The following is an 11,961-nucleotide window of genomic DNA, read 5'->3' as shown; positions in this document are numbered from 1 at the left end:
CACGGTTCGTTCCGATTAAAGGAAATAAAGGTGTGTAAGAAACTTGAAGTACCTATAAAGAAAATCTTAATGGGGTACCATTTAAAAATGTGTTAGAGAGTATGCTAAAAGCCTGGATTAATGAGTATGGTAAAAAGGAAACGATGGGATCACACCATGCACTTGAAGACATAGAGAAGGGGAACCACTTTTTATTTCATCCCCTAATTAAAGGATTGTATAAAATTCGTGAGATACTTAATGAATACGATAAAACCACCAACCAGTAATGTGGAAGGTGGTTTATTAGTTTATTAAAAATTATCTATTACGTATTGCGCTTCTTCCGGAGTGAATTTTTCCCCGTATTCCGAAATCAATTGATCATAAATAGCCGAATCTGACATATTCATAGTTTCTGCATATGATTGCGCCTTTTTTTAAAGCGTTTTCGTTCCAATCGAATACAATGTTTTCGATAGCATATTGAGCGGCTTCTGGAGGGAAATTCTCTCCATATTCAGAAGTCAACTGTTCATAAATGCCCGCCTTTGACATGTGCATTGTTTTCGCGTATGATTCCGCTTTCTTTAAAGCCGATTTATGTTCCCTAGGGACACTTGCCTCTTTTGCCTTTACTTCCGCTTCAGCCTTTTCTTGTGCAATTCTTTCTTCTTCTGCCTTAGCCTCAGCTTCCGCTTCTTCTTTAGCTTTCTGTTCAGTAGCTGCCTTTTCTTCTGCAGTTTCCTCAACTACTGGGGCAGAAGTTTCTACTTTATCAGTTTCTGTTTCATCTTTACCTAAAGAACCTATTACTCCTATAACAACAATAACTGCGATTACTATAAACCACCAACGTTTATAAAATGGTTTCTTTACTTTCATCTTTTCAGACATGGGTTATTCCTTCTTATGCTTTCTGGAACAATTATACTATTTATATTAATAATTAACATTGGTGTTTTTTGGCAATATTCGATATTAATGAGTAGCATAATAGGAATTGTTGTTTCTTCTATATAAATGTATATATTAATTGCGTATTACCATGAGCATTCAAAAAGTGATTTCCAACAGTTTTTTGATCACACTTTTAACCACCTTAATATACACGATTTGTAAAGTAACAGTTGGAACGCCCTTATATTGTCGGCAAATAAAACTCATACAATCTAGTAGTGCAGATATATAAACGTATCATCTATATCTAAGTAAACTATAGAAGAACATATATTTTCGTTTGTTTTATCAACAACGTAGCTACATGAGAAAATATCAAATTGATAAAAAAAAGTAAAGTAAAGAAAGGATATTAATATTGCCCAATTTATTGCAATATGTAGTAATGGAAAATTCTATGTTAATTTGGTTATATAATCGAGTATACGGCACTATAAAGTACATTAAATTATTTAGGTATAGAATTAGAACGACTATCCTTGGGAAAGAGAACAATACTTGAAGATGTATTAATGGCTTGATCATAGTGGCTGTAATGTTTTATGAAGGGGTCATTACTTAAATTTGATTGCAAGAAATTATAACGCCATCAAAAAACACCAAAAAATAATTATTTATAAACATCGTTCAGTCGTGAGTTGACTCGTTCGGTGTTTTTCTTTTTTAACTTATTGGATAAATGTGCATAAACATATCTCGTAATTTGCTGGCTTCCATGAGTATCCCTACATACGTATAATTAAGAGAGTGGATAGGATAAGAATTAAACCGGCTTTTTTAATATTCGACTAAACGCGTTCTAGTGACTAAATAGAAAATCTACCCACAAAAAGTTAAAAAGACAGGTCGAAAACCTGTCTCAGAAAGTATTCTAGTTTACGGTTTTAAGCCCATTGTCATCAACAGTAACCGCCGCCGTAACCGCCGCCGTAACCGCCGCCGTAACCGCCGCCGTAACCGCCACCTAGGAAACTTGCACCAATAATAATCAAAAGAATAAATAGAACAATAATTAAAGCGAATCCTGAACCGAATCCGTATCCGCCAACCGCTCCACCCATTAAGCACACCTCCTCTATTTGAGATAGTTCAATATATGTCGATAATGGATATTGAGTTGATTCATTTATTTGGTTTTAAGGAAATATTTTAAAACCACTGGAGGTACATACTGGGCGGTACAATGAACCTTCAGTTATTAATAATGTATTCATATTCTAAAAAAGAACTAGGGCATTTAACTAAGGAAAATTAATTGATCGGATTAGATAGTAATGTGACGCTGAAGATACAAAATGTGTGACAAAAAAATCCCCTAATCAGCTAAATTAGGGGGTACACATGTTTTAAAGTGGCAGTAGGAAATTAGGCAGCTCCACACTTCGAATTCAACACTAAGGGTTTCAATTTTTCTTTTTATTTTTGCGATCATCAGCGAAAATTGCGATAAAAACGCCGGAGAATGGTCTATCAGTAGTTATTGCCATTAATCATGATCCTCCTACTATTACAATGAACAAGTTAAATGTAGATCCTTTAAAAGCAGTTAGTCGCATTGAACGACAAAAAAGTCATTTAGCCGTTAAAACTATATTCAAATAAAAAATATTGCTGTTCAAGTTCAACTATAAATACTAAAATATGGTTTAAAGGAGGCGAAAAAATGAAAGTGTTCAACAAAATTAGTAGTTTTGCCGGAAAATACTTTGCTCTTGTAATAATAGTGTTTTCAATCGTAGCTTTTATGGTTCCGAGTTTATTTTCTTCATTTGGTGCGTATATAACCATTTTACTTGGGATCGTTATGTTCGGCATGGGTCTTACGTTGAAAGCATCTGATTTTAAATTAGTTTTTACAAATCCAATCCCTGTTCTAATAGGGGTAGTTGCACAATTTTCAATCATGCCAACTATCGCCTTTATTATTGCATATTTATTAAAATTACCTGCAGAACTTGCCGCGGGTTTAGTTTTACTTGGTTGTGTACCTGGTGGGACTTCTTCAAATGTAATGGTATATTTGGCAAAAGGAAACGTTCCTCTTTCCATCACAATGACGAGTGTTTCTACTTTACTTGCTCCCATTATGACACCACTTCTATTGTTCATTTTTGCGGGGCAATGGTTGCCGGTTGATCCAATGTCTATGTTCATGTCCATTATCCAAGTGATTATAATTCCAATTATCTTAGGTTTATTAGTTAACAAATTCTTACCTACTGTTACCGAAAAAAGCGGTTCTGTTTTGCCTTTATTCTCCATTGTTGTAATTACAATTATTGTTTCTTCCATTGTTGCAAACAATAAAGAAAATATTGCAACTGCGGGTATGATAGTATTCGTTGCGGTATTATTACACAATGGATTTGGACTTTTATTAGGGTACTATGCAGCAAAAGCTTTAAGATTATCTCGTCAAGATCAACATGCGATATCCATTGAAGTCGGAATGCAAAACTCTGGTCTTGGTGTAGCTTTAGCTGCTACTTATTTTACGCCATTAGCCGCACTACCAAGTGCATTCGCGTCTGCATGGCAAGTAATCACAGGTACTTTTCTCGCTTCCTACTGGGCAAAACATAAAGTACCAGATGACACTAACTCCACGTTAGAGATGCAACCACATCACAAGCCTTTAGCTGATGCAGAAGAACTATAATAATATAAAAAATAATATAAAAGAGGCCGCTTGAGGATTATATATCGAGCGGTCTAAATTTATTGTTTATTGATATGTAAAAATTCAGGTAATAGTATAGACGTATCTGTTTCCAAACTGTACCATATTAGGTAGAGGGGGAGATAGAAATGTTATCGAAATTTATTAAAGTTTTATTGTTGGCAGTAATGGTAATAGGTATTAGTACATATAAACTAGATACCGCTAATGCAGCTTCAGTAATGTGGGGGAAGACCGAATTAAAGCTAGGCCAAATTGGTAAAGTGACGATATTAGCAGATACAGTATTATCGAAATTAGAAAGTGATGGGTCTCTTTCAACTGTACGTGCAATGAAAAAAGGGGAAGAATATCGAGTTTATAGTTACAAGTCTAATCATAGTGGTCTATACGGAGTAGGTGGAGGCAACTTTGTTCAAAAAAGTGAAAAAGTGAGATATGAAACGCCATCAAAATCAAAACTTGCTCTTTTAAAAGAGATAAGTGAAAATCCACAACAAGTACAGCTTCCAAAGCAGCAAGTGATAGGCAATGGTTTAGAAGTAATCCCAGGAGCACCAACAAGTTTTGGAAATTGTAAAGCTATGCATGAATATTATCCAAATGGTGTTAAAAAGGGACATCCTGCTTATAAATCTAAACATGACCGGGATAATGATGACTGGGCTTGTGAACGATAAGTGATTTTTTAGGCTAATTAGTTCAGATAACATAGAGAAACGATTAACCGATCAAATGTAATCGAGTCCGAATCAGTAAAGATCTTGTACTCGATTTTTTGATGTTTAATTAGGAATCAATTTTGGGGGAGGAGAATAATGAAAAAAGCACTCATAGTTATAGATGTTCAAAACGCCATGTTTCAAAAAGATAACATCGTACATAATGGAGATCAATTACTACAAAATTTAAAAAGTTTAATTGGGCTAGCACGCTCTACCGAAATACCCATTATATATGTGCAGCATAATGCACCAGTTGGTAAACCTTTAGAGTATGGGACAAAAGGTTGGGAGATTCATCCAGAAATAACTCCCAGCACTCAAGATATAATCATTCAAAAAACAACTCCCGATTCATTTTTTAGAACATCTTTAGAGGATGAACTAAAAAAGCGAGGAATTGAGCATTTAGTAATTACAGGAATTCAATCAGAAGCGTGTGTTGATACAATTTGTAGAAGAGCTTTTAGTATGGACTATAAAGTCACATTAGTTTCAGATACACACAGTACCTGGGACTCAGAAAATATTACTGCTCAACAGATTATTAACCATCACAATGAGGTGTTACGTTGGTTTGCCGATGTTTATCTAAGTAAAGATATTGAATTTTAATTATTGATGATTAAGGTATGTACTTAACGATATGGACCAAAATATGTAAATGGCAATCTTATATATCTGGTAATTTATGAATTTTATGCACAATAGCTGAACTAATTAGCTTTATGCACTGTAGTATTTCTGTTTAAGTTTGCACGTGCCGAATAGGAAAAACAAAAAACGACCTTCTCTTTATGAGTTGGTCGCTTCTTAATATTGAGATGTCTTTGCTTAGGCTGTTCTCTTTCTTGTCGTAGGTTTTTCTTTTTTGTTCGATCAAGTGAAGCTTGGAGAGTGGACATTAGGTCTATGACATTAAAAGGTAATAACCAATTAACAATTTTAATTGTAGGTTGATTTAAAAGTAAAACCAAAGTAGTTACAAACCATTCGCAAACGCATTTATATCAATAAAATTAAGAACCAAATTCAGATGCTATTGCTGGTTCCATTTGTGTGTTTAGTTTTGCTTTTTGTACTACTCAACTGAACGGGTTATAAAAAAGTGTTGATGGTTAACTACGCCTCAACGCTTTTTATTTTTATATGTTAAAGAAAAATTTTAGTGTATACGATTGTGCAAAATGAGTCTATATATTAGTTGAAGGGAGAATTTGGTGATGAGTCAATATAACGATTCGACGTTTCATAACCCATCGTTGCGATTCCAAAATTCTATATTGAAATAACTGGTGATTTAGTGGAGTCTGGATTGTTAATCCTAATTGTTTTTTTACTCGGACAAGGATTGGTCTGATGAAATATGTTTGACGGATAACAATATTATACGAAAAATTTTATACTTGCTGATATGGAGGTTTGTGTAATGGCTAATTGGATTCCGGGACCAGGATTTTATGTTGTCCAACCATCTGGACCTATTAACGAAATAGAAAACGAAAGGCGTATAGAAGATCTTAAGTGTAAGCTGAAAGAAGCAGAAAGACATTTTGAAACGGAGCTTTTTGAAATAAATTATCAAAACGCATGATAATAAACTATGAAATCTTTTTAATTCTGTGTTTTTTAATAAAGAGAAGGTCAATTCTACTAAATATAGAAAGGAGAAATGGCATGTTTATAAGGCCGTGTGAAGGAACAATCACTTCAAGGTTTAGTCCACTTCGAAAAAATCCTGTCACAGGTGAATGGAAAGCTCATAAAGGTGTGGATTTTGGAAAGAATGGAAGTCCGATTATTAAAGCGTCCGAAAAAGGTATTGTGAAGCGAGCAGAAGTCATTGGTGGTTATGGAAATACGGTAATACTAACACATATAGTAAACGGAAAAAAATATGAAACATTGTATGCACATTTGAAGTCCATATCAGCAAAAGAAGGACAGGCCGTGAAACAAGGGGAACAAATTGGGATAAAGGGAACTACGGGTAATAGTACGGGGGTACATTTACATTTTGAAATGCATATTCCAACCTATTCGGAAGGTCAACCAAATGCGGTAAATCCATTACATTATATAATAGTTCCTGAAGTGGAAGAAATACAGAAAATGCTAGTAATGCTTAACTATCGACTTAATGTGGATGGGATAGAAGGTCCAGTAACGGAAGCTGCGATCAAAAGTTTCCAAGAGACGAAAGGTTTAGCAACTGATGGAATCGTAGGAGCCAACACATTAGAAGCACTGAAAAACGAGTTTGCATTGAAGAAGGAGGAATTACGTATGGCAGTGCCAAAACTAACAGCGGGACAAGAAGCGATTCGACAAGAAGCAATGCGATTGAAAATTACGGATGGCAATGATTCGTTTAAAAATGTCAACCAATATTATGCCTGGGAAATTGCAGTACCAATTGCACAGAAAGTCGAGGAACTTGAAAAGCGCATTTTAGAATTAGAGAAAAAACTTCCGTAAAAGAGATTGTTGAAAAAGTCTCTCTAGTGACTTTTCCAACAATCTCTTTTATTTTGGGAAGCGCTATAATTTTCGTCATATTATACCTACTTTTGGGGAAACATAAGAAAAAGTTTGGTTTTGGTTGATTGGTGGTACTAGGTATGAAAAAGCTGAATAGCTGAAAAAGTCTGGATAGTACAGAGTAGTTGACTAATGGCTAGTAATCTAATAGGCTTTTAAAGGCTAATGAATGACACTAATAGGAGGAAATAATGATGAAAAAAAGTAAATTTCTATTGAGTTTAGTAGCTGCGGTAGTATTACTGTTAGCAGCATGTGGAAATAATACAAGTAAAAAAAATGACAAAAACACATTACAAGCAATTCAAGACAAAGGGGAAATAACAGTCGGGATAATGGGTACATACGCACCGTATAATTTTATGAACAAAGAGAAAGCATACGATGGGTTTGACGTAGACATAGCAAAAGAATTAGCAAAACGTTTAGGTGTGGAAGCTAATTTTGTTGCACAAGAATTCTCAGGTTTAATCCCTGGATTGCAAAAAGGTAAATTCGATATGTTAGTTAGCCAAGTGACAATAACAGAAGATCGACAAAAACAATTAGATTTCACACAACCTTATATTACAAATGATGTAAAAGTAATTGTGAAAGAAGATAATACAACTGTTCGATCAGTAGAAGATTTCAAAGGCAAAAAAATTGCTGTTGGTTTAGGGACGAATGATGAAGCCTTTCTACGTAATGATCTGATGTCAAAAGTTGGTGACTTCCAGATCAATACATACGACGATGTCATCACAACACTGAAAGATTTAGATGCGGGGCGAGTAGATGCAACGATCAACAATGCATATGCTTTAAAACCAATTGTTGAAGAAAACGGATTTAAAGTAAAAGCGGTCGGTGCACCGATTAAATCGGATCAAGCTGCTGTAGCTGTTAAAAAAGGAAATACAGATTTAGTAGCTGCATTGAATAAAGCGTTAGATGAAATGAAACAAGATGGCACGTATAAAGAAATTTTCGTTAAGTGGTTTGATGAAGAACCGAAAGCCGAGTAAGGGAAGAGGTAGTTTACATGGATATGATAATAGATAATATTCCCTTTTTATTAAAAGGAGCATATTATACGTTATTAATTACGGTGGTATCTATGTTTTTCGGCTTGATCATCGGTTTGATAACAGCGATTGCGCGCTTAAAGGGCAATCGCTTCTTTCGTAATGTAGCGAGAGTGTACGTATCGATTATTCGGGGAACACCACCACTAGTTCAAATTTTTATCGTGTATTTTGGACTAGTTGATTTTGGCATTGAGTTAGGCTCGTTGACAGCTGCTTATATTGCGTTAAGTATTAATATCGGTGCTTATGTATCGGAGGCATTCCGTGGTGCAATCCAAGCTGTGCCAGCGGGGCAAACAGAAGCTGCGCTTGCGACTGGAATGACAGAAGCACAAGCTATTCGACGTATTGTGATCCCACAAGCAATACGCATTGCGATTCCACCACTTGGGAATACATTTGTTGGGATGTTAAAAGAGACTTCGTTAGTTTCTGGTATTGCAGTGACGGAGCTAATGCGCTCTGCACAATTATTAATCGCGCAATATTACGTTTATATGCCATTTTACTTAACGATAGCTTTAATGTATTGGATCATGAGTACGGTATTTACATTTATATTGAATAAATTAGAAAAACGATTATCTGTTTACTAAAGGGGGAAAAGTCATGATACAAGTGGATGATCTATCGAAAAGCTTTGATCAAAATGAAGTATTAAAGCATATTTCATTGACGATTCCCGCTCATCAAGTAGTAGCTGTTATTGGACCTAGTGGTTCGGGAAAGAGTACGTTTTTACGTTGTTTAAATGGACTGGAGACGATTACTAGTGGGGTTATTTCTGTTAATAATCATCAAATAAACGCAACGGATTCGAAAAAAATCCAACAAAAAACGATTCATGCGATCCGTCAAAATACTGGAATGGTTTTCCAACAATTTAACTTATACCCCCATAAAACGGTGATTGAAAATGTAATGGAAGCCATTGTTGTTGTGAAAAAACAATCAAAAGAACAAGCGAAAACGATCGCTTCCCAACTGTTGAAACGGGTCGGTTTGCAGGAAAAAGAAGATGTATATCCTTCGAAACTATCAGGAGGACAACAACAACGTGTAGCAATTGCACGTGCACTTGCAATGGAACCGAAAATTATGTTATTTGATGAACCTACTTCTGCATTAGATCCTGAATTAGTTGGAGAAGTATTAAAAGTGATGAAAGAGTTAGCGGACGAAGGGATGACAATGGTCATCGTTACACATGAGATGAAGTTTGCACAAGATGCGGCAGATCGTATTTTATTTATGGCAGATGGTCAAATTGTAGAAGATGCAGAACCGAAAACGTTTTTTGCACATCCTTCTACAGAACGAGCACAGAAATTTTTAGCAAAAATAAATGAATTTTAAATAAAGGAGCATGATGACTAATGGAAATAAAAGCAAAATGGCAAGGTGGACGAGCGTTTGAAGCAAAAGGGCCGTCTGGTTATCCAATGGTAATGGATGCTACGGCAAATTACGGAGGACTTGGACAAGCACCAACACCAACCGAAATGTTACTTAGTTCGTTAGCGGGGTGCATTGGAATTGACGTTACAATGATTTTAAAACCACATTTAGAAAAAATTGAATCAATTGAAATTACAGTGGACGGGGCTCGTCGTGAAGAATTACCAACTGCATTTACTGCTGCTGCCTTATTATTCGACATAAAAGGGGATATCGATGCGAAAAAAGTCATTCGAGCTATCAAACTTGGAGAAGAAAAATATTGCGCTGTTTCTGCTTCATTGAAAGCCGAAATAACGTATCATCTAATCCTAAACGGGAAAGAAGTAGAAATGCAAACAGAAGCATAAAACAAAACCCTCTCATCTACAAAAGATGAGAGGGTTTTTCGATGATTTAAACGAAAATGTCCACTTTTCGTTTAAATATGATATCGGCTCTTAGTCATCATACGGACATTCGTATCATTTGTCAAGTTTGCGAGAATTCTATTGAATATGACGGTATACTCCAACTACTTTTCCGAGAATTGATACTTGGTTAACGATAATTGGATCCATTGAAGAATTCTCCGGCTGTAAGCGGAAGTATGATTTTTCTTTGAAAAAACGTTTGACCGTAGCTTCATCATCTTCAGTCATAGCGACAACAATGTCCCCATTATTTGCAGATTGCTGCTGTTTTACGACTACATAATCTCCATTCAAAATTCCCGCCTCAATCATGCTATCTCCCATAATCTCTAACATAAATAAATGATCATCGGGCGTACCAAACGTTTCAGGCAGTGGGAAAAATTCTTCGATATTTTCAATGGCAGTAATCGGAAGCCCAGCTGTTACTTTACCTACTAGTGGAACATGTACAACACCTTGTTTTTCGGCAATACCATCTAATATTTCAATTGCGCGTGGTTTCGTTGGGTCTCTTCTAATAAGTCCTTTACTTTCCAGGCGAGCTAGATGCCCATGCACAGTTGAACTCGATGCTAGTCCAACAGCTTCGCCAATTTCACGTACAGAAGGCGGATACCCTTTTGTACGAACCTCTTCCTTAATAAAAGCTAAAATGTCCTCTTGTCTTTTCGACGCTTTTTTCAATGAGTTCACCTCTTTTTAATAGTCATTTTCATACTAAATTCTTTCTTACTATTAGTATAACAGTCTCTCACACTTTATGCAAACATAGGTTCTAATAATTGTTGACAAAAACAAATGTTCGCTTTATTATTAGAACATACATTCCGAACAAACATTCTAATTAGGGGGATTTCACATGAATTGGATGAAAAAAAACTATTTTATTACTTTATTTTTAGGATTAAGTGTTGCTTTTTTTATGACACTAATAATCTCCAATACAATGTCGACAGAACAACATTATCAAATTAAAATAGAACAAGGTGACTCTTTATGGGAACTTGCAAATAAGTTTGCAATGAACGAACCAAAAGAAGCATGGATAAAAAACGTGATGGTCATGAATAACCTACAAACCTCCCATATTAAAGCAGGGGACATGCTTGTCATTCCGGAGGTAAAAGATAATTTTCATTTCGATCATGGTACAGAGATAGCGAGTGATAGTAATTGAAAGCAGTAATATATTGCCGTGTAAGTACGGAAAAAGAAACACAAGAATCTTCTTTAACTAGACAACAAGAAGAATTAATGGAATTTGCACAGAGTCAAGGTTATGAAGTTAGCGAAGTTTTTACAGACCAACATAGTGGTTATGATATTCAACGCGACGGGTTACTTGACTTACTCACATATGTAAAAGACTTCGATATTACTGCAGTTTTTGTCCAAGATGAGACCCGGATAGGTCGCGGAAATGGTCGAATGGCTGTGCTCCATTTACTCCAAAAAACAAATACTTCTGTCTTCACTTTACAAGATAAAGGAATATTAAATTTAAATGAGATGGATTCCATGTTGTTAGAAATTTTAGCACTTGTGGAGGAGTATCAACGAAAACTTCATAATGCGAAGATAAAGCGGGGTATGAAGCGAGCAGTTTCGCAAGGATTTCGACCAGAGAAAAACTTAAAAGCAAAGGGAAATCCGGAAGGAAGAGAACGGATTGATGCACCCGTTGATGAAATTGTAAGACTTCGAAATGCCGGGTTAACGTACGAAGAAATAGCATCCACTTTAAAAGGATTAGGCTTTGAAATTAGTAAAGCAACTGTTCATCGCAGATATATTGAATTTATGGAGTCTCAGGAAGTGTAAAGACTTGCACTCTGTCTGTTTTTTCCTTACCTTTATAAGAGGTACAAAAGGAAAGGATGATTTATATGTTAAGTAAACAAAAACTAGCACGCATTAGCGAGCTCTCCAAAAAATCTAAAACAACAGGATTATCGATAGAAGAAGCCAAAGAACAAAGCGCACTAAGAAAAGAATACTTAGAAACGTTTCGATCTACAATGAGGGATACAATTGAAAGTGTTAAAATTATTGACCCCGCTGGAAATGACGTCACTCCTCCGAAGGTGCAACAAGCGAAAAAAGGGAAGTTTTTGAATTAATTAATCATTTCAGAA

16 protein-coding genes are annotated in these 11,961 nt (G+C 35.5%); 12 read left to right on the top strand and 4 right to left on the bottom strand.

From position 1 onward, the window contains the following. Positions 1-293: 293 nt before the first annotated feature. The 3 genes from ACIQYS_RS11365 to ACIQYS_RS11355 all read right to left on the bottom strand — a co-directional run bounded on the left by ACIQYS_RS11365 (position 294) and on the right by ACIQYS_RS11355 (position 2,000). The gene (locus tag ACIQYS_RS11365) at positions 294-386 is read right to left on the bottom strand and encodes an Ltp family lipoprotein (RefSeq protein WP_402979339.1); all 93 of its coding nucleotides are present in this window, start codon (positions 384-386) and stop codon (positions 294-296) included. Further along, a complete protein-coding gene (locus tag ACIQYS_RS11360) occupies positions 364-876 on the bottom strand; it encodes an Ltp family lipoprotein (protein ID WP_402979336.1) in 513 nt (170 codons plus the stop codon). The genes ACIQYS_RS11365 and ACIQYS_RS11360 overlap by 23 nt, the downstream gene beginning before the upstream one ends. A gap of 962 nt (positions 877-1,838) precedes the next feature. Continuing rightward, entirely contained in the window at positions 1,839-2,000 is a 162-nt protein-coding gene (locus tag ACIQYS_RS11355; RefSeq protein WP_402979333.1) for a YjcZ family sporulation protein, read from the bottom strand. Between the two features lie 602 nt (positions 2,001-2,602). On the opposite strand from ACIQYS_RS11355, the gene ACIQYS_RS11350 reads away from it, so the two are divergent. From ACIQYS_RS11350 to ACIQYS_RS11310, 9 genes are all read left to right on the top strand, one after another. After that, on the top strand, positions 2,603-3,598 hold the full coding sequence (locus ACIQYS_RS11350) for a bile acid:sodium symporter family protein (protein ID WP_402979330.1): 996 nt from the start codon (positions 2,603-2,605) through the stop codon (positions 3,596-3,598). 149 nt (positions 3,599-3,747) lie between these two features. After that, the gene (locus ACIQYS_RS11345) at positions 3,748-4,299 is read left to right on the top strand and encodes an excalibur calcium-binding domain-containing protein (protein ID WP_402979327.1); all 552 of its coding nucleotides are present in this window, start codon (positions 3,748-3,750) and stop codon (positions 4,297-4,299) included. Between the two features lie 138 nt (positions 4,300-4,437). Next, positions 4,438-4,956 (top strand): cysteine hydrolase family protein, encoded by a 519-nt coding sequence (locus ACIQYS_RS11340; protein ID WP_402979324.1) that lies wholly within the window; start codon positions 4,438-4,440, stop codon positions 4,954-4,956. Positions 4,957-5,770: 814 nt separating this feature from the next. After that, positions 5,771-5,935 (top strand): hypothetical protein, encoded by a 165-nt coding sequence (locus ACIQYS_RS11335; protein WP_402979321.1) that lies wholly within the window; start codon positions 5,771-5,773, stop codon positions 5,933-5,935. A gap of 83 nt (positions 5,936-6,018) precedes the next feature. Next, complete coding sequence (locus ACIQYS_RS11330) at positions 6,019-6,819, top strand: peptidoglycan DD-metalloendopeptidase family protein (RefSeq protein ID WP_402979318.1); 801 nt, start codon at positions 6,019-6,021, stop codon at positions 6,817-6,819. A 251-nt stretch (positions 6,820-7,070) separates the two neighbouring features. Next, the gene (locus ACIQYS_RS11325; RefSeq protein ID WP_402979464.1) at positions 7,071-7,889 is read left to right on the top strand and encodes a substrate-binding periplasmic protein; all 819 of its coding nucleotides are present in this window, start codon (positions 7,071-7,073) and stop codon (positions 7,887-7,889) included. Between the two features lie 17 nt (positions 7,890-7,906). Beyond that, entirely contained in the window at positions 7,907-8,548 is a 642-nt protein-coding gene (locus ACIQYS_RS11320; RefSeq protein WP_402979315.1) for an amino acid ABC transporter permease, read from the top strand. A gap of 13 nt (positions 8,549-8,561) precedes the next feature. Beyond that, entirely contained in the window at positions 8,562-9,308 is a 747-nt protein-coding gene (locus ACIQYS_RS11315; RefSeq protein ID WP_402979313.1) for an amino acid ABC transporter ATP-binding protein, read from the top strand. A gap of 20 nt (positions 9,309-9,328) precedes the next feature. Further along, entirely contained in the window at positions 9,329-9,760 is a 432-nt protein-coding gene (locus ACIQYS_RS11310; protein ID WP_402979310.1) for an OsmC family protein, read from the top strand. Between the two features lie 138 nt (positions 9,761-9,898). On the opposite strand, the gene lexA is transcribed toward ACIQYS_RS11310, so the two are convergent. Continuing rightward, on the bottom strand, positions 9,899-10,510 hold the full coding sequence (lexA, locus tag ACIQYS_RS11305) for a transcriptional repressor LexA (RefSeq protein ID WP_402979307.1): 612 nt from the start codon (positions 10,508-10,510) through the stop codon (positions 9,899-9,901). Positions 10,511-10,685: 175 nt separating this feature from the next. On the opposite strand from lexA, the gene yneA reads away from it, so the two are divergent. From yneA to ACIQYS_RS11290, 3 genes are all read left to right on the top strand, one after another. Then, the gene (gene yneA / locus ACIQYS_RS11300; RefSeq protein ID WP_402979304.1) at positions 10,686-11,003 is read left to right on the top strand and encodes a cell division suppressor protein YneA; all 318 of its coding nucleotides are present in this window, start codon (positions 10,686-10,688) and stop codon (positions 11,001-11,003) included. Then, positions 11,000-11,647 carry a YneB family resolvase-like protein gene (locus ACIQYS_RS11295; RefSeq protein WP_402979301.1) on the top strand — a complete coding sequence of 216 codons (648 nt, stop codon included), beginning with the start codon at positions 11,000-11,002 and terminating at the stop codon, positions 11,645-11,647. The genes yneA and ACIQYS_RS11295 overlap by 4 nt, the downstream gene beginning before the upstream one ends. A 65-nt stretch (positions 11,648-11,712) precedes the next feature. After that, positions 11,713-11,946, top strand: a complete 234-nt coding sequence (locus ACIQYS_RS11290) for a DUF896 domain-containing protein (protein ID WP_402979298.1) — start codon at positions 11,713-11,715, stop codon at positions 11,944-11,946. Positions 11,947-11,961 lie beyond the last annotated feature (15 nt).

It is taken from the genome of Psychrobacillus sp. NPDC096426 (assembly GCF_044762745.1).
Classification (GTDB): domain Bacteria; phylum Bacillota; class Bacilli; order Bacillales_A; family Planococcaceae; genus Psychrobacillus.
Note: the sequence above shows the minus strand (reverse complement) of the source record. Positions and strands in the feature narration are given on the sequence as shown.